Source organism: Providencia rustigianii (genome assembly GCF_900637755.1).
Lineage (GTDB): Bacteria > Pseudomonadota > Gammaproteobacteria > Enterobacterales > Enterobacteriaceae > Providencia > Providencia rustigianii.
This window is the reverse complement of the sequence record NZ_LR134396.1, coordinates 2,505,749-2,526,965: the sequence shown is the minus strand read 5'-3', so window position 1 is coordinate 2,526,965 and position 21,217 is coordinate 2,505,749. Positions and strand designations below refer to the sequence as shown.

The window sequence follows — 21,217 nt, the reverse complement described above, 5'->3', positions numbered from 1 at the left end:
AAATCAATAATAACTAGCGGTATGTTTACAAATGAAGAAATGGTTACGTCGCACAGGGTGGATACTGGTTTTCCTAGTCGTAGTCTTGCCTGTCGCCTTTATAGCTGCGGATAAAATTTGGCCATTGCCGATTAAGCAAATTGAGATGGCGCGCACTGTTGTGGCAGCAGATGGCACCCCATTGTGGCGATTTGCAGATAAAGAAGGGATTTGGCGCTTTCCTGTCAAATTGGATGAGGTTTCACCTGATTTTATTGATGCTTTATTAACCTATGAAGATCGCCATTTCTATCAGCATCCGGGAGTTAATCCTTTTTCATTAATGCGTGCGGCAGGGCAATTAGCCAGCTCTGGGCGTATTGTCTCTGGTGGCAGTACCATTTCCATGCAGGTAGCAAGGTTGATCGATCCTCACGAGCGTACTTTTGGGGGAAAACTCAAGCAGCTGTGGCGTACAGCTCAGTTGGAATACCATTACTCAAAGGATGAAATCCTTGAAATGTACCTTAACCGAGCGCCTTATGGTGGAACGATTGAGGGAATTGGTGCGGCAAGTTGGGTATATCTTAATAAAGCACCAGACAAATTAACGGCGAGTGAAGCGGCATTATTTGCCGTATTACCCCAAGCACCAAGTCGTTTGAGACCGGACAGATACCCAGAGCGTGCTCAAGCGGCACGAGATAAAGTTTTAGATAGATTGGCAGAGTTTAAGGTCTGGACGCCAGAAAAAGTGGTGGAAGTTAAACAAGAGCAAATTTGGTTAGCACCACGGAAAAATCCTCATTTAGCACCGTTGCTTGCTCGCCGTGTAATTAAAGGTTCTCAAGAGTCTATTGTGGAAACAACCATTGATGCGAGTATGCAAAGGCAGCTTGAAGAGATGGCAATGAACTGGAAAAACCAGCTACCCAAACAGACTTCCCTTGGTTTGCTAGTGGTGGATCATACGGATATGAGCGTCAAAGCCTATATTGGCTCCATTGATTTTCAAGATGATAGCCGGTTTGGGCACGTCGATATGATCAATGCATGGCGTTCGCCCGGTTCCACATTAAAACCTTTTTTGTATGCCTTAGCGATGGATGATGGACTGATTCATGCAGAGTCATTATTACAGGATGTTCCTCGACGATTTAATGATTATCGCCCTGGTAACTTCGACAGCGGTTTTAATGGACCAGTCAGTGTCAGTGATGCCTTAGTTCGCTCATTAAATTTACCCGTAGTACAATTACTGGATGTGTATGGCAGTAAGCGCTTTACTGCACAGCTGCGTAATGTCGGTACTGAATTACGATTCCCGGTTGGGGGGGAACCTAATTTATCGCTGATCCTTGGCGGTACGGCAGCCCGAATGGAAGACCTTGTTTCTGCTTACAGTGCATTTGCACGACAAGGGCAGGTTTCACCATTACGCTTTCACACGACAGATCAGGTAAGAAACAGAACGTTAATGTCACCGGGAGCTGCATGGATCGTACGGAGGATCATGGCAGGGGAAGCACGCCCGGTTCCTGATGCGAACTTATCAGGGCAATTGAATTTGGCGTGGAAAACAGGAACCAGCTATGGCTACCGTGATGCGTGGGCTATAGGGGTAAATCCACGCTACACCATCGGTGTGTGGGTTGGACGCCCAGATGCGACACCAGTGGCGGGGCAACTCGGATTCGCAACAGCAATCCCAATTATGAACCAAGTTAATAATATGCTATTGACGCGGATTTATCAGTCCCATGAACCATTACCAAAAGATGCAAAACCTGCCAGTGTTAGCCAAGCCGTCATTTGTTGGCCGGGAGGTACGGCGTTACTGAAGGATGATAGTAACTGTCGCCAGCGCCGTCTAAGCTGGATTTTAGACAGCACAATCCCCCCAACCTTAATGGCCAGAGATCAAGAGTCATCATTAGGATTACGGCATAAAGTATGGGTGAACGAGCAAGGCTTACAAGTTGCGGCAGATTGCCCAAATGCGCAAGAAAAAGAGATTTATTTATGGCCAATTACGGTGGAATCTTGGTTACCAGCAAGTGAAAAACGTGCCAGTCGGTTACCTAAACCGGATAAAGCGTGCCCACCACTAAACCTTGAAATGCCCCCATTATTAATTTCAGGGATCCGAGACGGCGAAGTATTACAACGCTTGCCAGGGAAAATTAGTTTAGACCTACGCTTGATGACTCAAGGGGGACAAGGGCAAAAATGGTGGTTTTTAAATGGTGAGCAAGTGAACAATACTGAACAAAATGGTTCAATTTTGTTGACCTTGGAAAAAAGTGGAAACTACCAAATATCTGTCTTAGATCTGAGTGGACAGGTAACGGCCATCAGCTTTAGGGTGAAGTAATAGAACAAAACCGTGACTTAATTAAAAAAATGACATTTTTTGCTATAAAAAGATTAACAAAATGTTGATATGGCTGTAGGAAATTGTAATCTGAGCCCCTATAATCAACGCCTTGTTTTTCTGCTTCCTTAGTATCAGGAATAGAAACAATATAAAAAACTACAACAGACACATATTCTTGGTTCTTAATATGCACCTTTTACCTGACAAGCTATAAACAGTTTGCGAAATGAGAGTAAAAAAGCAGAGAATAAAGAGTCAAAGTCAAGTCAATCGCTAAGAGGTTATTTATGGCTGTTCAACGTACATTTTCTATCATCAAACCAAACGCAGTTAAGAAAAACGTAATTGGTGCAATTTACAACCGTTTTGAAAACGCAGGCTTCTCAATCGTTGCAGCTAAAATGATGCATCTGACTCGTGAACAAGCGGAAGGCTTCTACGCTGAACATAAAGGTCGTCCTTTCTTTGATGGTCTGGTTGAGTTCATGACTTCTGGTCCAATCATGTTACAAGTATTAGAAGGCGAAAACGCAATTCAACGTCACCGTGATCTGATGGGTGCAACTAACCCGGACAACGCATTGGCGGGTACGTTACGTGCTGACTATGCTGACAGCTTCACTGAAAACGCAACGCATGGTTCTGACTCAGAAGAATCTGCTGCACGTGAAATTGCTTATTTCTTCACTGCTGACGAAATTTGCCCACGCTAAGGCGTGCTCAATAATGCGTTAGCATTATTGATATAAAGTTTGTACAATATGTCGCCCTGTTAATAATTATGGTTAACAGGGTTATTTGTTTTTATAGCAACCGAATATTTACGTCGTGCTTTTTGCACTGCCGAAAGTGTAACAACGAGGCAAACTCAATGTCTGATATGACTACCAATGCACAGTGTGCAACATCTTCTGCTGTATCGATTACCCCAGAAAAAAATACACAGAAAATCAACTTGCTGGATTTAAATCGTAAGCAAATGCGCGAATTTTTTGCTGAATTAGGTGAAAAACCGTTTCGAGCAGACCAAGTGATGAAGTGGATTTACCACTATTGCTACGATGATTTCGATCAAATGACCGATATCAACAAAGTATTACGTACTAAATTGAAAGAAGTGGCTGAAATCCGCGCTCCTGAAGTGGCTGATGAACAACGTTCATCCGATGGCACGATCAAGTGGGCCATCAAAGTCGGTGACCAACTGGTTGAAACGGTATATATCCCTGAAGCTGATCGCGCAACATTATGTGTTTCTTCCCAAGTCGGCTGTGCACTTGAGTGTAAATTCTGCTCAACGGCTCAACAAGGTTTTAACCGTAACTTACGCGTATCGGAAATTATTGGGCAAGTATGGCGTGCCGCTAAAATTATTGGATCATTAAAATCGACAGGCCGCCGCCCAATTACCAACGTGGTGATGATGGGAATGGGAGAGCCGTTACTCAACCTGAACAATGTGGTTCCCGCGATGGAAATCATGTTGGATGATTTTGGTTTCGGTTTGTCAAAACGCCGCGTGACGATCTCCACATCCGGCGTAGTTCCGGCACTGGATAAACTGGGCGATATGATTGATGTGGCATTAGCTATTTCACTGCATGCACCAACGGACGATGTGCGTGATGAAATCGTACCTATCAATAAAAAATATAATATCGAAACATTTTTAAATAGTGTGAATCGATATTTAACTAAATCCAATGCAAATGCTGGGCGTGTAACCGTCGAGTATGTGATGCTTGATCATATTAATGATAGTGTCGAGCAAGCGCACCAGTTAGCTGAATGCTTGAAAAATACGCCAAGTAAAATTAATTTGATCCCATGGAACCCGTTCCCGGGAGCACCTTATGGCCGCAGCTCAAATAGTCGTATTGACCGCTTCTCTAAAGTGTTGATGGAGTATGGCTTTACTACGATAGTTCGTAAAACGCGTGGTGATGATATTGATGCGGCTTGTGGACAGCTTGCTGGCGATGTTATTGATAGGACGAAACGGACCTTGAAAAAACGCTTAGCAGGGGAACCAATCCAAGTTAAAGCAGTCTGATATATAGATAATATTTAAGCAGTGAGTTAGGTTATGATTCAGGGTGTTTTATGTTAGGCAAAATGCCCTGGTTCGCCTACAATGTTTAAAGTGACAAGGAATCTATATTGTTGTTTAGAAACTATGAGTTACTCTGACGGATAAAGTGGCGCGAAGTCAGCTTTATATTTTTTTAACTTGGAAATAGTGTTGCTAGCTAATGACTATCGAAAATAATACCGAACAAACCTCTATCACTGTAGGACAAGTATTATCGCAAGCCCGTGAACGTAAGGGGTTGACGCAGGAAATGGTTGCTGAGCGACTGTGCCTTAAAGTGAGTACGGTAAAGGAAATAGAGCAAGATATTCATCCAGCTGGTGTTGAGCCAACATTCTTACGTGGCTATATACGTCTTTATGCTCGAATGGTTGGTCTCCCAGAAAGTGAAATTAGCGTATTTTTGAAAACCGATGCGCCTGCTCAAGTTTCCAATGTTTCCCCGATGCAAAGCTATTCTCTAGGTAAAAAACGCAAAAAACGTGAAGGCTGGTTGATGAAAATCACTTGGCTGATCGTGATTATTTTGATTGCTATGGTGGGTATTTGGTGGTGGCAAGATCATAATGCTCAGAAAAAAGATTTTATCACCATGGCAACGGAAAACGATTTAATTTTATCGCAGCAAGATAATAGTAGTCAGCCTGTAGCTCCGACTAATCCCGCGACGATTGCACCACTTGCAACTGAGAATGGTGCGGTACAAACATCCTCAGTAACTGGCGAGTTGCCTGTTTTATCTGACAATCAAGAGACCCCAATTGCTGGTAATGCAGATGCTCAAGCCGTGAGAACAATTCCACTGCCAAATGCACCACAGACTGCATCATCAGTGGATAGAGCGCAAGCAAATGCAAGCACTGAATCCACAGATATGCCAGCGGCGAATACAACTGGTTTGGTCTTGAATTTCTCTGGCCAATGTTGGTTGGAAATTCGTGATGCAAATAATAAAGTGTTATTCAGCGGCATGAAAAATGGCGGCGACAAATTAGAACTTGATGGCTCTCAGCCTTACCGCTTGAATATCGGCGCGCCAGCAAATGTGGCAGTACAATTCCAAGGCAAGGATGTTGATTTAAGTCGTTTTATCAAAGCGAAAAGATCAGCAAAATTCACATTGCCAGAAGCGTAAAAGACACTGCAAATTAGAAGAAGCAAACTATATCCTAAAACACTCTTTGTGATAGTTTGTAGTTTGTTTTCTTGTGTATAGTGGGATGCGTAAGAAGCAATAACCATACACTATGCCATGGTATTAAAGAGCACATGGATGTCCGGAGAATTAAACTAAAATGCATAACGAATCACCAATCAAAAGACGTAAATCCACTCGTATCTATGTAGGTAATGTCCCCGTTGGAGATGGCGCACCAATTGCTGTCCAATCAATGACTAATACACGCACCACTGATGTCGATGCGACTGTTCGCCAAATAAAAGCATTGGAGCGAGTAGGCGTGGATATTGTGCGTGTATCAGTGCCCACAATGGATGCGGCAGAAGCCTTTAAATTAATCAAACAAAAAGTCGATGTTCCCTTAGTGGCCGATATCCATTTTGACTATCGAATAGCCCTGAAAGTTGCGGAATATGGTGTGGATTGCCTGCGTATTAACCCAGGTAATATCGGTAGTGAAGAGCGTATCCGCCAAGTGGTTGATTGCGCTCGTCATTACAACATTCCTATTCGTATTGGGGTTAATGGCGGCTCATTGGAAAAAGATATCCAAGAAAAATATGGTGAACCTACGCCTGAAGCATTAGTTGAATCTGCTATGCGCCATGTTGATATTCTCGATAGATTGAACTTTGATCAATTTAAAGTCAGTGTAAAAGCATCTGATGTTTTCCTTGCGGTAGGTTCTTACCGTTTATTGGCTCAAAAAATTGACCAACCGTTGCATTTAGGTATCACTGAAGCGGGGGGCGCACGTGCGGGCTCCGTGAAATCTGCAATTGGCTTAGGTATGCTGTTATCCGAAGGTATCGGTGATACGTTACGTATTTCATTGGCAGCAGACCCTGTTGAAGAAGTCAAAGTCGGTTTTGATATTCTAAAATCATTACGTATTCGTTCGCGTGGAATCAATTTTATCGCTTGCCCAACGTGCTCACGCCAAGAGTTCGATGTTATCGGCACTGTCAATGCGCTAGAACAACGACTGGAAGATATCATTACGCCAATGGATGTCTCTATTATTGGCTGTGTAGTGAATGGTCCCGGAGAAGCGGAAGTGTCTACTTTAGGTGTGGCGGGTGCAAAAACTAAAAGTGGGTTCTACGAAGATGGCATTCGCCAAAAAGAACGCTTTGATAATGATAAAATTATCGATCAGTTAGAAGCGAAGATTCGTGCTAAAGCGGCGATGATGGATGAAAGTATGCGGATAGAAATTAATCAATTAGAAAAATAATGATTAGAAACTGGCTCATTAGAGTCAGTTTTTATATCTATTGCCATGATTAACGGTATTAATTATGGCTGTTTTTTCTTAAAATTAACGATTAGAGACCAAAATCGACAGATAATTCCCGATTGAGGGGGTGATTTGCAGTTTGTTGATTGAACCTGATGACATTTCGCTCTTATAATCGACCTAATGTAATTCTGAAAATAGAGAAATAAAGTGGGAAAAAATATCCAAGCCATCCGAGGCATGAATGATTACTTGCCGGCAGATACCAGAGTATGGCAAAAAATCGAAGCAACATTGAAAAATATTTTACAGGGTTATGGCTTTAGTGAAATTCGTACCCCGATTGTAGAGCAGACCCCGTTATTCCGTAGAGCAATTGGTGAAGTTACCGATGTTGTTGAAAAAGAGATGTATACCTTCAATGACCGTAACGAAGAAAGTTTGACTCTGCGCCCTGAAAATACCGCAGGTTGTGTACGTGCCGGTATTGAGCATGGTTTGCTGTACAATCAGGAACAACGTTTATGGTATTTAGGGCCGATGTTCCGTTACGAGCGCCCACAAAAAGGTCGTTATCGTCAGTTTCATCAGTTAGGTGCGGAAGTGTTCGGTCTTGCTGGTCCGGATATCGATGCCGAAGTGATTCTAATGACGGCTCGTTGGTGGCGTGCTTTAGGTATCAGTGAGCATGTAACATTAGAACTGAACTCTATTGGTTCTTTGGAAGCGCGAGCTAATTATCGTGATGCTTTAGTTGCTTTCCTTGAACAACACAAAGATAAACTTGATGAAGATTGCAAACGTCGTATGTATAGCAATCCTCTGCGTGTATTGGACTCAAAAAATAAAGATGTCCAAGCTTTATTAAATGATGCACCAGCACTGTTTGATTATCTCGATGATGAATCCCGTGAGCATTTTGACGGATTATGTAAGTTACTCGATAACGCAGGTATTCAATACCGCGTTAATCAGCGCTTAGTTCGTGGTTTAGATTACTATAACCGTACCGTATTCGAGTGGGTAACAACGGCATTAGGTTCTCAAGGAACAGTCTGTGCGGGTGGCCGCTATGATGGTCTGGTTGAGCAACTCGGTGGCCGTGCAACCCCTGCGGTAGGTTTTGCCATGGGTATGGAGCGTATGGTTCTGTTGGTTCAAGAAGTGAACCCTGAATTTACTGCCGATAATTCTGTTGCTGACGTTTATCTGGCTTCATTTGGTGATAACAGCCAACAAGCAGCTTTATTGGTGGCAGAAAAAGTGCGTGATGCACTGCCGACTCTGCGCTTAATGACCAACCATGGTGGTGGAAACTTTAAGAAACAGCTGGCTCGTGCAGATAAACAAGGTGCTAAATTGGCACTGATCTTAGGTGAAGATGAAATTCAAAATAGCCAAGTGACCCTGAAAGATTTACGTACCGGAACACAAGAAACTATTTCACAGCAACTAATGGCATCGCGTATTGCCGAGCTGTTAGGTTAAGGAGAGACAAGTGGAAGTCTATACAAACGAAAATGACCAGGTTGATGCGGTCAAGCGCTTTTTTGCTAATAATGGCGTTGCATTAGTGATTGGACTGGTAATTGGGGTCGGTGGTGTATTTGGTTGGAACTATTGGCAATCTCATAAGTCGAATGTGTTGCAAGAAAGTGCGGCTAAATACGAAAGTGTGAGTACGCAATTACATACAGGCTCAGCTCAAGGTATTGAGGCCGCGAAAAAATTTGCAGCAGAAACCGATGATGTTTACAGTGCAATGATGGGGCTAGAATTAGCCCAGGTTTCTGTTGATAAAGGCGATTTAGCAAGTGCAGATAAAGCACTGACAGATGCATTAGCAAAAGCCAAAACGGTTGATATGCAAGATGTGATCAACCTGCGTTTAGCGCGTGTTCAGCTTGCTCAAGGCAATGCGGATGCGGCACTGGCTTCTATTGCAAAGATTCAAGGTAAGTCATGGCAAGCTGCGGCACAGGATGTCCGTGGTGATGCATTACTCCATAAGGGTGATAAATCCGGCGCTAAAGCTGCATACACTCAGGGGTTAGAAAGTGAAGGTTCTCAATCACTCAGAGGTCTCCTAACTCTGAAATTGAACAACGTATCTAATTCATAAAAAGAAAGGAAACGACACACTATGCAGTTGCGCAAAACTCTTTTGGTAGGCCTAGTCGCTTCAGCTTTACTTGCCGGTTGTTCCAGCGAAACTGATTCTATTGTGATGGCGCCATTACCACAGGTTGAGAATCAATTTACACCTACTATTGTTTGGGATAAATCCGTCGGCAACGGTGTTGATCAGTTTTATTCAGAGCTGTCCCCTGTATGGGATGGAACTACCGTATACGCTGCGGATCGCAAAGGCTTAGTAAAAGCATTTGAATTAGATAGCGGTAAAGAACTGTGGTCTGTTGATTTATCAAAGAATAATGGTTTTCTTTCTGCCAATTTATCTGCGCTACTGTCTGGTGGTTTAACCGTATTTGATGACAAAATTTTCATTGGCACCGAACGTGGCACGGTTATCGCATTAAATAAAGAAAATGGTGAAGTCCTGTGGGATGTTGAAGTTGCAGGCGAAGCGCTGTCTAAGCCGGTTGTTAGTGGTGATTTAGTTATCATCCATACCAGTAATGGTCAATTACAAGCTTTAGATACTGCAACAGGCGCAATTAAGTGGACTGTTAACATGGATACCCCATCTTTATCACTCCGTGGTGAGTCAGCGCCTGCCGTTGCTTTTGGTGCGGCTATTGTTGGTGGTGATAATGGACGTGTCAGTGCGGTTCTGCTTTCCCAAGGCCAATTAATTTGGCAACAACGTATTTCTCAAGTGACTAGCTCGACAGAAATTGGTCGCTTGAATGATGTGGATATGACCCCAGTTATTGATGATGGCAAAGTGTATGCTATTGCGTATAACGGTACATTAGCAGCATTAGATATGCGTTCAGGTCAGATGTTATGGAAGCGTGAGTTAGGCTCTATTAATGACATGGTCTTGTCAGGTGACAACTTGTATCTGGTCGATCAAACTGACCGCGTGCTATCCGTTCGTAAGAGCGATGGCGTAACCTTATGGACTCAAGACCAACTGCTAAACCGTGGATTATCTGCTCCTGAAGTTTATAACGGCTACTTGGTTGCGGGTGATAAAGAAGGTTATCTGCATTGGTTAGATACCAGTACGGGTGGGTTTGTAGCACAAAACAAACTGAATAGCTCCGGTATCCATAGCCGCCCTGCAATTGCAGGAGATAAATTAATGGTTCAGGCGAGAAACGGAACAGTTTACCTGTTAACACGTTAATTTCCTGACAAGTAGACAATTTATCGATAAAATAAACGGTTCCTGGATACAGGAACCGTTTCGTTTTTGTTTTCTGAGTTTAAGCCTCAGAATTCTATTAGTTAATTAAAGTTGTGAGGCACTTAAGAATGATACCCGTCGTAGCGCTGGTTGGGCGTCCAAACGTAGGAAAATCCACGTTATTTAACCGATTAACCCGTACCCGTGATGCACTTGTGGCAGACTTCCCTGGTCTGACTCGTGATCGTAAATATGGTCGTGCTGAAGTTGAAGGGCATGAATTTATTATTATCGACACAGGGGGTATCGATGGTACAGAAGAGGGTGTAGAAACCCATATGGCGGCACAATCGCTCCAAGCGATTGAAGAAGCTGACGTTGTACTATTTATGGTCGATGCAAGAGCTGGGCTAATGCCTGCGGATGAAGGTATCGCCAAACACTTACGCAGCCGCAAGAAAAAAACGTATTTAGTCGCCAACAAAACGGATGGTATTGATGCCAATATCGTTGTTGGTGATTTCTATTCACTGGGACTTGGGGAAATCTACCCAATCGCGGCCTCCCATGGCCGTGGAGTTACCCAGCTAATTGAGCACTCATTAAAGCCATTTATCGAAGTTGAAGAAGAAGAAGTTGAATTAACCGATGAAGAGGCAAATGCGGCTTATTGGGCTGAATTAGAAGCTGAAAGCGAATTATCTGATGAAGAAGATGATTTTGATCCTAGTACATTGCCGATAAAATTAGCGATTGTTGGCCGTCCAAATGTGGGTAAATCCACACTGACAAACCGTATTTTAGGTGAAGACCGCGTCGTAGTATTCGATATGCCAGGCACGACCCGTGACAGTATCTATATCCCAATGGAACGCGATGAGCGTGAATATATTCTCATTGATACTGCGGGTGTACGTAAGCGTGGAAAAGTGACCGAAACTGTTGAAAAATTCTCAGTTATCAAAACATTGCAAGCGATTGAAGATGCGAACGTTGTACTGCTGGTGATTGATGCCCGTGAAGGGATCTCAGACCAAGATTTATCCCTGCTAGGTTTCATCCTGAATGCTGGGCGCTCTTTGGTTATTGCAGTGAATAAATGGGATGGCATGAAGCCAGAAGATCGTGATCACGTCAAAGATATGCTGGAATTGCGTCTAGGTTTCGTCGACTTTGCTCGTATTCATTTTATTTCTGCGTTACATGGCAGTGGCGTAGGTAACTTATTTGAATCAGTACAAGAAGCTTATGAATCAGCCACTCGTCGTGTTGGAACGGCTCTGTTAACACGTATCATGAAAATGGCGGAAGATGAACATCAACCACCATTGATCCGTGGTCGTCGTGTGAAAATGAAATATGCTCATGCGGGGGGTCATAACCCACCTATCGTGGTGATCCACGGTAACCAAGTGAGTGACTTACCAGATAGCTATAAACGTTATTTAATGAACTACTTCCGCCGTTCGTTAAAAGTCATGGGAACGCCAATTCGTATTCAATTTAAAGAGGGTGAAAACCCGTATGCGGATAAGAAAAATAAATTAACAGCGACCCAGTTACGTAAGCGTAAGCGCTTAATGCAACATCTGAAAAAACGTTAATTGACCAACGTCATGTCAAAATAGCAATATTATTTTGACTAGCGTACAAGAAGCCGTAACTTATTGTTGTTACGGCTTTTTACTATGTTTAATTGTATCCCTACAGCCCTGAAAATTTTAAGTTGTTTTATTGACTGAGGAAAACCATGGAAATCAATTCATCCACACGCCTGAATAAATATATTAGCGAGAGCGGTATCTGCTCAAGACGTGAGGCTGATCGTTATATTGAACAAGGCAACGTGTTCATTAATGGCAAGCGCGCTGGTATTGGCGATCAAGTTTCTGCTGGCGATATCGTTAAAGTAAATGGACAGTTGATTGAACCTCGTGATGAAGATGATTTAGTGCTAATCGCACTGAATAAACCGGTTGGCATTGTAAGCACGACCGAAAGTGGTGAGAAAGGCAATATTGTTGATTACGTTAATCACAGTAAACGCATTTTTCCTATTGGTCGTTTAGATAAAGATTCCCAAGGATTAATATTTCTAACGAACCATGGGGATTTAGTGAATAAAATTTTACGTGCAGGTAATGACCACGAAAAAGAATATGTCGTCACCGTCAATAAACCTGTCACGGACGAATTTATCCAAGGTATGGCTTCTGGAGTGCCAATTTTGGGTACGATGACCAAAAAATGTAAGGTCAAAAAAGAAGCTCCTTTCATCTTCCGCATCACGTTAGTCCAAGGGTTAAATCGTCAAATACGTCGAATGACTGAGCACTTTGGCTATGAAGTGACTAAGCTGGAACGCGTACGAATCATGAACGTCAAACTGACCGGAATTCCTGTGGGTGAATGGCGTGATCTGACCGATGATGAACTGATTGAATTATTTAATTTGATTGAAAAATCAGAGTCAGATGTGAAACCGAAGAAAGCTGCAAAACCACAAGCGCGTAATACGGGGAGTAAAACGGCAGGTAAGCAAGGTACAAGCAGTAAGCCAAAAGCAAATGCGGAGCCACCTAAAAAGAAATTTACCCAGCCGGGACGTAAAAAGAAAAAACGCTAATAGGCATTGAATAAATAGAGAAAAGGCTGAGTGAAAAAGTGGATAGTAACTTTATGAGCTTGGCCTTTGATCATTTTAGCGATAAAAGTCAGCCTTTCTGTAGGCCGACAAAAACTATTCAGTAAAATACTTCACTTTCTACCGCTTAAATATTATCCAGTTTTAACCCCACATCTAGCCAGCTCTGGCGTGTTTTCATTGCAATATCATCACCAAATAAACGTTTTGCTGCACGCACTGTGGCTGTGGCGAATTGGATGAAAGTCGCAGAACTGATTACCAGAGGATCAGAAACAGCGGCAACCCAAATTTTCCCTGCCACATCCCATGAATAGCCACCTAATTCCATGGCTAACAAGTAGAATGCTTTGTTTGGTATACCGGAGTTGATATGTACGCCACCATTATCAATATGGCGAGGTAAATTACGGTATTGGTTCATGTGGCCAACTTGTGGGTCGCGATTACTTTGCGTGAAATTGTAGGCTGTTCCCGGTTCTTTCATAGAACGAAGTGCTGGTGCTCTTTTTTTATCAATGAATAAATTTTCACCCAGTAACCAGTTTGACTGACTTACGGTTTCCTTCTGGACAAATTGTTTCACCATAATGCCTAATACATCGGCAACGGATTCATTCAGCGCGCCAGATTGGTAGATATAATCAAAGTCAGCTTGAGAACTGATAAATCCATGAGCAAGTTCATGAGCAATTATATCAATATCGTTGTAGAAGGGACCAAAAACGGTTCCATCACCATCCCCAAAAAATATAGCTTGGGAATTCCAAAAGGCATTGGAATAATTTTTACCATAATGAATAACCGCATTGATATCAGCATCGCAGCCAAACATTTTATCAATATTAAATTTCTCCTCTAAGAATGAACGGATCACACCGATTGAACTAAAAACATGATGTGCGGGCATGCTTGGCGCAACGGTATCATCTTCACGCATGATGATTGAGAAATCATTATGAGCCATATGTTCATCCGCAGGAATTTCTTCGCGGCGACAAATGGGGAGGTCAGAGTGATTATGATTGAGGTTTTCAACGCGCTGCTGGGCATCACGGATCAAGCGATTATACCCTTTGCCTGCGTTCCGAACGCTACACCACAATTTCCGCTGATAGGTGACATCTTCATCAGTGTAAGTGCGGCTCATTATTTCGTTAATATGGTATAGAGTAGATTTTAAATCACCGCTTTGAGTTTCTTGAAAGAAGTAAGAAATTAGGCTAGGTGAGAGTAGTGAACGACCAAGTATTTGACTCATTTATGACTCCATTTCGTTTGAGGAAATAGAATCATAAATGTTTAAATTTGATTTGTATCTACATGATAATTAAGGTATTTAATTAAATATTGCTAATTTTTATCAGTAATAAACGGCTTAAAATTGACTGATTAATTCCAAAAGTGTATACCGCTAATTAAGGGGTTAGCCACGTTTTACCTGAGATAAGAAAATCCGTATAGAGTTTATCTTCCGGGCTATTTGGTTCTGGATGATAATCGTACTCCCAACGCACTAATGGTGGCATGGACATTAAAATCGACTCAGTACGACCACCACTTTGTAGGCCAAATAAAGTTCCTCTATCCCAGACAAGGTTAAATTCCACATAGCGTCCGCGGCGATATAATTGGAATTGGCGTTCTCGCTCCCCCCATGAGAGGTAACGACGTCGTTCTACGATAGGGGCATAGGCTTGTAGAAAACCATGACCAACATCTTGTGTAAAATTGAAACAAGATTCAAAACCGCCTTGGTTGAGGTCGTCATAAAATAAACCGCCAATGCCGCGTGGCTCATTACGATGCTTGAGATAAAAATATTCGTCACACCATTTCTTGTATTTAGGATAAACATCATCCCCATAAGGCATGCATAGGTCTCGAGCAACGGTATGCCAATGGATAGCATCTTCTTCAAAACCATAATAAGGTGTTAAATCGAAGCCACCACCAAACCACCAAACGGGCTCTGTACCTTCTTTTTCAGCGATAAAAAATCGTACATTAGCATGGGTCGTTGGAATATAAGGGTTTAATGGGTGGATAACTAAAGAGACTCCCATGGCTTGATAGCTACGACCAGCTAATTCTGGACGATGAGCAGAAGCGGAAGCAGGAAGTTTGTCTCCTTTAATATGGGAAAAATTAACACCAGCTTGCTCAAATAGAGCGCCTTGAGTTAAAACTCGGCTGCGTCCACCTCCGCCTTCTGCGCGCTCCCATGTTTGTTCAAGAAAAGTTTCTTTGCCATCAAGTTCAGTGATTTTTTGACAAATAGTATCTTGCAAGCTTTGCAAAAAGGCTTTTACACGATCGATATCTGGGTAATTCATTGTTTTTTAATAGAACCATCGGCAGAAAAAAGTGCCTAAAGTATACCCCGTTGAGGTAAAAAAGGCATATTGAATATTGATTGTGAATGAAAAGCAGTGATAATGGCAGAAAGCTTAGTGTAAACGGACAAGGTTATGGAAATACGCATATTTCGCCAGAGTGATTATGAAGAAGTGCTAACATTGTGGGAACGTTGTCAATTGAATGCAATTTCAGGGGATCCTGAATTAGACATTGAACGTAAGTTGCAATGTGGCGCAGATCTCTTTCTGGTTGCAGAAGTTTCTGGTGAAGTCGTCGGAACTATCATGGGAGGCTATGATGGTATTCGAGGGACCGCTGTTTATCTCGCGGTTCACCCTGAATTTCGTGGGCGTGGAATTGCTAATGCATTGGTGAGTCGCTTAGAGAAAAAATTGATTGCTCGTGGCTGCGGTAGAATTGAATTTTTGGTGAATGAAGAGTCAGACGCAGCCATTTGTATGTTTGAGAAAATGTTGTATGAAGAAGAGCCGGCTGAGCGTCTTATTTATTCAAAGAGATTGACCCACGAAGTCGATTTTTAATGCATTCTTTGTGGTTTCCTTGAATGTTTTTAGAAATGAGCTGTCATAGTATGCATTATATTACCTAATAAAGAGGATGGTATGTCCCAACGTGCATTAGTAACCGTATTCAGAATGACCCTACTTGGCGGTGTCATTGCGCTGTCTGGCTGTGCAGGAAAAAGTTTTTTTTCTCCCTCCACATGGTTTCATAGCCCATTAGTCATTTCTGATGCTGGCGTCGGGGCAATCACCAGTGCAACACCAATGAATCTGAATGTCATTAATAACCAATTAGATGATCGATATACCATTCGGGGTGGCATGCAGATGGAAAATGGCGACATGGTATCAGTCTTTCAAGCTATGAAAGATCTTGATGTGGCAGTCGAGGTATTTGGCCCTGAAAAAGGCACGGTTTCTCGTGTGGTCGTCAATGATGCTGATATGATCACCGAATGGGGAATTCAAATCGGTAGTGAATTTAACGATATCTATCAAAAAGCCTATGGCTCATGTTCATTGGGCGAAGTTATTGATTCTGTGCCAACGGTATTGTGTGTCGCGCCGCAAAGTAGCAAAGTGGTGTATCGCTTTAGCGGTAAATGGCAAGGGCCTGAAAATTTAATGCCGGCTGATGAAGTACTCAAAGAGTGGAAAGTGTCACAAATCATTTGGCATAAGTAAGTTTATTTTCATGACAGCCACAAATAAGATTATTATTTGTGGCATTATTCTATTGATATACAATGGTTTTTTTCTTCCGCATTTCCTTTTTCTGCATTAACTCCCTAATAGTGCTTAACACTTGCGTTAAAACAAGGTGAAAATCACCCTCAATAAGATAATATGTTTATAAACTATAAGTTTGTGTAATTTATTCATTCTAAGGGGTTTATGCATGTCTCATTCACAAAGTGGTATTTTGAAAGAACATAGTCGTTTCGGTATTTTTATCGAAGGGATGGTAAAGGGACCTCTCGACGATGTGAAATCAGGGTGCAAGATTTTTGTTGATGAATTAACTAAATTGCAAGCTAAGTACCCCGATGACCGCTTAGGGGCTGTGATCGCTTTTGGTTCAGATGTTTGGCAACAATTAGGGCACGCAGAAGTCTCCCCTGAATTAAAACCATTTCGTACTTTAGGCAAAGGGCTTGCTCCAGCAACTCAGCGCGATATCTTTATTCATATCCAATCATTACGCCATGATATTAATTTTTCTTTAGCGCAAGCCGCGTTGAAAGCATTTGGAAAATCGATTGAAGTTGTTGAAGAAATTCATGGTTTCCGCTGGGTTGATGACAGAGATTTGAGCGGCTTTATTGATGGCACAGAAAACCCACAAGGCGAAGAGATTGCCGAAGTAACGCTCATTAAAGACGGTGAAGATATCGGTGGTAGCTATATCATGGTGCAGCGTTATGAGCATGACCTGAATAAATGGTCTCGTTTCTCTGAGCATGAGCAAGAGAAAATGATTGGTCGCACGAAACACGATAGCGTCGAATTAGATGAAAGTGTGCGTAATAAAACTTCTCATGTTTCCCGTGTTGTTGTTGAGGAAGATGGGGAAGAATTATCAGTGATGCGTCATAGCCTGCCATATGGTACTGCGAGTGGTAAACATGGTTTATTCTTTGTCGCGTATTGTGCCACTATCCATAATATTGAACAGCAATTGTTGAGTATGTTTGGTGAAACTGATGGTAAGTACGATGATCTACTGCGCATGACAAAAGCGGTATCAGGTAGCTACTATTATGCCCCATCGATCGAACGTTTACTTTCCTTATAAGTCATCGTCCGCAATCAAGCTGTAGCGTATCGGCTACAGCTTGTCTCTTGGAATATATTAACTATTTTTTTGTAGTTCTTTTCGTGCCGCTGCGGCAATAAAACCACTGCGACTGCCATATTCTGGGTGCTCTTTTACGAGAGTATCAATTCGGTGTAATAGGCGATGAGGCAGTGTGATATTGACTCTTTCTGCTCTTCCATCATATTTATCCATATCAATATCCACTAATAACCAAATCCCTTTTTGATATATATCAGGTGTATCTTGAAGGTGGGCATGCTGGGATTTTGGTGATGGAATTTTAAAACCTTTTTCACTTAGTAGCTCGAAATGAACATCAATGGCAGATTTTGCGTCTGCATAGGCATCTTCAATATTATCGCCTGCAAAGGTGCATCCTTCTATATCAGGGAACCAGCCGCTTGCGCTGCCATCACTGTCAATTTCAATAAAGGCTGGGTATAACATGGTATTGTCTCCATAAAGATGGCGCTCTTGTTTACTATTAATGAGCGCATCTTTGATTAATGTTTCAGTTTTGCAACCGTAAGAATTTGGTTTAGCGTTCCAATTTTTAAATCCTTACGTGGATGCGGGACTGTAATTACAATTGAAAAATTGGGATGGGAGAACTGATGATGGCTTCCTTTAATCCTCTCTAGCCTCCAACCATTTTTTTCTAATAACTTTATCAGTTCCGAACTTTTCAAGTTCCCTCCATTTCGTTAACTGATATACACATCTTACACACTAATTTAATGAGGGCAATTAAAAAGTGTGTTTGATGTGTATTCATTTACCGTCTAAACATCCTGAACTTTCCTCATAACGCTAACCCATTCAATACAAAATAGATTTTTATGCTTATCGCTATAACCTCTTTAATATACCAACTTGATATATCAAACAGTGATTGATAACTATAAAGTTATAACTAAAACGTATACATTATTTTTAGATATTAGTTTGGGTTGAGTATTGACTGGGGATCACATGAAAAAATCAATATTAAAAAATACCGGTTTGGCAAGCTTGGCGATGTTCTCGTTAATGAGCAGTGCATCCCTAACGGCGGCTGAATTGTTGAATAGTTCTTACGACATTTCTCGGGAGCTATTTGTCGCGTTAAATCCTGAATTTGAAAAACAATGGGCGAAAGAGAATCCTCAAGACCCACTGACTATAAAACAGTCCCATGCAGGCTCATCCAAGCAAGCATTAGCTATTTTGCAGGGGTTAAAAGCCGACGTAGTGACTTTTAACCAAGTTACTGATGTACAGATCTTGCACGATAAAGGAAATTTGATCCCTGCTGATTGGCAGGCGCGTTTACCTAATAACAGCTCGCCATATTATTCCACCATGGCATTTTTAGTACGTAAAGGTAATCCTAAAGGGATTAAAACGTGGGATGATCTTGTTCGTGAAGATGTGAAGTTAGTTTTTCCGAATCCGAAAACATCTGGTAATGGACGCTATACCTATCTTGCCGCTTGGGGGGCATTTAACCAAGAGAATGGGAAAAATACGCCACAAACTCGTGAAAAAATGCAGCAATTTCTGAAGAATGTTGAAGTGTTTGATACGGGGGGACGTGGTGCTACGACCTCATTTATTGAGAGAGGGTTAGGGGATGTTCTGATCAGTTTTGAATCTGAGGTGAATAATATCCGTAGCCAATACGGTGAGTCCGATTACGAAGTGATTGTGCCACCAGTGGATATCTTGGCGGAGTTCCCTGTTGCGTGGATAGATAAAAATGTACAAAAAAATGGTACGGAAAAAGTAGCAAAAGCGTACCTAAATTATCTCTATAGCCCACAAGCTCAAAATACAATTACCAGCTTTAATTATCGTGTAAATGATAAAAGCGTCATGGATGCGAATAAAAGCAAATTCCCAGACACCAAATTGTTTACGGTTGAATCCCAGTTTGAGAGTTGGCCGAAAGTGATGGATGTCCATTTTTCAACGGGTGGTGAGTTCGATCAACTTATGGAACAAGGGCGCCGATAATGCTCAAAACAGGAAAACGGTTTTTACCGGGTTTCGGATTGACGTTAGGCAGTAGCTTATTCTATGTCTGTTTAATATTGCTGCTTCCTTTAAGTGCCCTTGTGGTGCAACTGTCCGATATGACATGGCAACAATATTGGGCGGTTATCAGTTATCCCCAAGTGGTTGCCGCATACAAAGTAACGTTGCTAGCGGCTCTAGTCGCAAGCTTATTTAATGCAATATTTGGCATGTTACTGGCTTGGATTTTAACCCGTTACCGTTTTCCGGGACGTCTATTTCTCGATGGGCTGGTCGATTTACCTTTTGCATTACCAACCGCGGTGGCAGGCTTGACGCTTGCTACCTTATTTGCCACTTCAGGCTGGTATGGGCAATATCTACATCAGTTTGATATTAAAGTCGTCAATACATGGTTAGGTATCGCAGTTGCAATGGCATTTACTAGCATTCCATTTGTCGTGAGAACAGTACAGCCAGTACTTGAGGAACTCGGCCCTGAATATGAAGAAGCCGCACAAACCCTTGGTGCCACGCGGTGGCAAACTTTTCGCCGTGTTATTTTACCTGAAGTTTCCCCAGCCTTAATTGCAGGCACCGTTTTATCCTTTACTCGCAGCCTTGGCGAGTTTGGTGCAATTATTTTTATCGCGGGGAATATCGCATGGCAAACGGAGGTGGTTTCATTAATGATTTTTAGCCAGCTACAGCAATTTGATTACCCGGCTGCAAGTGCTATCGCCTCGGTTATTTTGGCTGTTTCATTACTGTTACTGTTTACTGTCAATATGATCCAAAGCCGATTTGGTAAAAGGTTAGGGGGACATTAATGGGACAGATTACGCCATTTCCTATCGCACGCCGCCCTGCAATTAATTGGGGAAAATGGGCTCTGATTACAATCGGGATCAGCATTTCTTTTCTGCTATTAGTGGTTCCCATCGCTTGGATTTTTATTACTGCATTTCAAAAAGGTCTGGGTGAGGTTCTGATGAATTTGGGCGATCCCGATATGTTACACGCTATCGGGCTAACAGTATTAATTGCCTTGATCACCGTGCCTGTCAATTTAGTTTTTGGCGTCATGCTCGCGTGGCTTGTGACTCGCTTCCGTTTCCCCGGTCGTCAGTTATTACTCACTTTAGTCGATATCCCGTTCGCGGTCTCTCCGGTGGTAGCGGGCTTGCTATATCTATTATTTTACGGCTCTAACAGTTGGTTTGGTGGATGGTTGGAAGGATTTGATATTCAAGTCATGTTTTCATGGCCGGGTATGGCATTAGTCACCATATTTGTGACGTGCCCTTTTGTCGTTAGAGAATTAGTCCCATTAATGCTGAGTCAAGGTAGCCAAGAAGACGAGGCTGCAATTTTACTCGGGGCATCAGGTTGGAAAATGTTTTGGCGAGTGACTTTACCCAATATTCGCTGGGCGCTGTTGTATGGAGTAGTTTTAACTAACGCCCGTGCCATTGGTGAATTTGGTGCTGTGTCCGTGGTGTCGGGGGCCATTAGAGGGGAAACCTATACATTGCCGCTGCAAGTTGAATTGCTTCATCAAGATTATAATACGGTAGGCGCATTTACCGCCGCGGGAATTTTAGCGTTATTAGCCATCATTACCTTGATCGTGAAAAGTGCATTGCAATGGCATTTAAGTCGCCAGCAAACTGAGTCGGGAGTCCATTAA

20 protein-coding genes are annotated in these 21,217 nt (G+C 42.3%); 16 read left to right on the top strand and 4 right to left on the bottom strand.

Annotated elements, in window-relative coordinates; all coding sequences use genetic code 11:
• The first annotated feature begins 31 nt into the window (after nucleotides 1-31).
• The 10 genes from pbpC (at nucleotide 32) to rluF (ending at nucleotide 12,810) form a co-directional block, all read left to right on the top strand.
• Complete coding sequence (pbpC, locus tag EL244_RS11660; protein ID WP_126461061.1) at nucleotides 32-2,353, top strand: peptidoglycan glycosyltransferase PbpC; 2,322 nt, start codon at nucleotides 32-34, stop codon at nucleotides 2,351-2,353.
• A gap of 290 nt (nucleotides 2,354-2,643) precedes the next feature.
• Complete coding sequence (gene ndk, locus EL244_RS11655) at nucleotides 2,644-3,069, top strand: nucleoside-diphosphate kinase (RefSeq protein WP_006814689.1); 426 nt, start codon at nucleotides 2,644-2,646, stop codon at nucleotides 3,067-3,069.
• Nucleotides 3,070-3,236: 167 nt separating this feature from the next.
• The gene (gene rlmN / locus EL244_RS11650) at nucleotides 3,237-4,409 is read left to right on the top strand and encodes a dual-specificity RNA methyltransferase RlmN (RefSeq protein ID WP_473086654.1); all 1,173 of its coding nucleotides are present in this window, start codon (nucleotides 3,237-3,239) and stop codon (nucleotides 4,407-4,409) included.
• A 199-nt stretch (nucleotides 4,410-4,608) separates the two neighbouring features.
• Nucleotides 4,609-5,583, top strand: a complete 975-nt coding sequence (gene rodZ, locus EL244_RS11645; protein ID WP_126461058.1) for a cytoskeleton protein RodZ — start codon at nucleotides 4,609-4,611, stop codon at nucleotides 5,581-5,583.
• 160 nt (nucleotides 5,584-5,743) lie between these two features.
• A complete protein-coding gene (ispG, locus tag EL244_RS11640) occupies nucleotides 5,744-6,865 on the top strand; it encodes a flavodoxin-dependent (E)-4-hydroxy-3-methylbut-2-enyl-diphosphate synthase (protein WP_006814686.1) in 1,122 nt (373 codons plus the stop codon).
• A 213-nt stretch (nucleotides 6,866-7,078) separates the two neighbouring features.
• Entirely contained in the window at nucleotides 7,079-8,356 is a 1,278-nt protein-coding gene (gene hisS / locus EL244_RS11635; protein WP_115164491.1) for a histidine--tRNA ligase, read from the top strand.
• 10 nt (nucleotides 8,357-8,366) lie between these two features.
• The gene (locus tag EL244_RS11630) at nucleotides 8,367-8,990 is read left to right on the top strand and encodes a YfgM family protein (RefSeq protein ID WP_006814684.1); all 624 of its coding nucleotides are present in this window, start codon (nucleotides 8,367-8,369) and stop codon (nucleotides 8,988-8,990) included.
• A gap of 21 nt (nucleotides 8,991-9,011) precedes the next feature.
• The gene (gene bamB, locus EL244_RS11625; RefSeq protein ID WP_112837050.1) at nucleotides 9,012-10,184 is read left to right on the top strand and encodes an outer membrane protein assembly factor BamB; all 1,173 of its coding nucleotides are present in this window, start codon (nucleotides 9,012-9,014) and stop codon (nucleotides 10,182-10,184) included.
• 128 nt (nucleotides 10,185-10,312) lie between these two features.
• Complete coding sequence (der, locus tag EL244_RS11620; protein WP_006814682.1) at nucleotides 10,313-11,788, top strand: ribosome biogenesis GTPase Der; 1,476 nt, start codon at nucleotides 10,313-10,315, stop codon at nucleotides 11,786-11,788.
• A gap of 146 nt (nucleotides 11,789-11,934) precedes the next feature.
• On the top strand, nucleotides 11,935-12,810 hold the full coding sequence (rluF, locus tag EL244_RS11615; protein WP_126461055.1) for a 23S rRNA pseudouridine(2604) synthase RluF: 876 nt from the start codon (nucleotides 11,935-11,937) through the stop codon (nucleotides 12,808-12,810).
• A 145-nt stretch (nucleotides 12,811-12,955) separates the two neighbouring features.
• On the opposite strand, the gene EL244_RS11610 is transcribed toward rluF, so the two are convergent.
• Together EL244_RS11610 and hemF are read right to left on the bottom strand one after the other, a co-directional pair.
• Nucleotides 12,956-14,089, bottom strand: a complete 1,134-nt coding sequence (locus EL244_RS11610) for a M4 family metallopeptidase (RefSeq protein WP_126461052.1) — start codon at nucleotides 14,087-14,089, stop codon at nucleotides 12,956-12,958.
• Nucleotides 14,090-14,246: 157 nt separating this feature from the next.
• Nucleotides 14,247-15,164 carry an oxygen-dependent coproporphyrinogen oxidase gene (gene hemF, locus EL244_RS11605; RefSeq protein ID WP_006814679.1) on the bottom strand — a complete coding sequence of 306 codons (918 nt, stop codon included), beginning with the start codon at nucleotides 15,162-15,164 and terminating at the stop codon, nucleotides 14,247-14,249.
• 135 nt (nucleotides 15,165-15,299) lie between these two features.
• Here hemF and EL244_RS11600 point away from each other — a divergent pair, with 135 nt between their 5' ends.
• The 3 genes from EL244_RS11600 to EL244_RS11590 all read left to right on the top strand — a co-directional run bounded on the left by EL244_RS11600 (nucleotide 15,300) and on the right by EL244_RS11590 (nucleotide 17,508).
• A complete protein-coding gene (locus EL244_RS11600; RefSeq protein ID WP_006814678.1) occupies nucleotides 15,300-15,731 on the top strand; it encodes a GNAT family acetyltransferase in 432 nt (143 codons plus the stop codon).
• An 81-nt stretch (nucleotides 15,732-15,812) separates the two neighbouring features.
• Nucleotides 15,813-16,397 (top strand): RpoE-regulated lipoprotein, encoded by a 585-nt coding sequence (locus EL244_RS11595; protein ID WP_039855044.1) that lies wholly within the window; start codon nucleotides 15,813-15,815, stop codon nucleotides 16,395-16,397.
• Nucleotides 16,398-16,611: 214 nt separating this feature from the next.
• Nucleotides 16,612-17,508 carry a Dyp-type peroxidase gene (locus EL244_RS11590; protein ID WP_006814676.1) on the top strand — a complete coding sequence of 299 codons (897 nt, stop codon included), beginning with the start codon at nucleotides 16,612-16,614 and terminating at the stop codon, nucleotides 17,506-17,508.
• A gap of 57 nt (nucleotides 17,509-17,565) precedes the next feature.
• On the opposite strand, the gene EL244_RS11585 is transcribed toward EL244_RS11590, so the two are convergent.
• The gene (locus EL244_RS11585; RefSeq protein WP_006814675.1) at nucleotides 17,566-17,979 is read right to left on the bottom strand and encodes a type II toxin-antitoxin system HicB family antitoxin; all 414 of its coding nucleotides are present in this window, start codon (nucleotides 17,977-17,979) and stop codon (nucleotides 17,566-17,568) included.
• Between the two features lie 56 nt (nucleotides 17,980-18,035).
• A complete protein-coding gene (locus tag EL244_RS11580; RefSeq protein WP_071599550.1) occupies nucleotides 18,036-18,221 on the bottom strand; it encodes a type II toxin-antitoxin system HicA family toxin in 186 nt (61 codons plus the stop codon).
• A gap of 283 nt (nucleotides 18,222-18,504) precedes the next feature.
• On the opposite strand from EL244_RS11580, the gene EL244_RS11575 reads away from it, so the two are divergent.
• The 3 genes from EL244_RS11575 to cysW are packed head-to-tail and all read left to right on the top strand — an operon-like array spanning nucleotide 18,505 to nucleotide 21,217.
• Nucleotides 18,505-19,527, top strand: coding sequence for a sulfate ABC transporter substrate-binding protein (locus EL244_RS11575; RefSeq protein WP_115164490.1), 1,023 nt, complete (start codon nucleotides 18,505-18,507; stop codon nucleotides 19,525-19,527).
• Nucleotides 19,527-20,357 (top strand): sulfate/thiosulfate ABC transporter permease CysT, encoded by an 831-nt coding sequence (cysT, locus tag EL244_RS11570; RefSeq protein WP_006814673.1) that lies wholly within the window; start codon nucleotides 19,527-19,529, stop codon nucleotides 20,355-20,357. The genes EL244_RS11575 and cysT overlap by 1 nt, the downstream gene beginning before the upstream one ends.
• Nucleotides 20,357-21,217, top strand: coding sequence for a sulfate/thiosulfate ABC transporter permease CysW (cysW, locus tag EL244_RS11565; protein WP_126461049.1), 861 nt, complete (start codon nucleotides 20,357-20,359; stop codon nucleotides 21,215-21,217). The genes cysT and cysW overlap by 1 nt, the downstream gene beginning before the upstream one ends.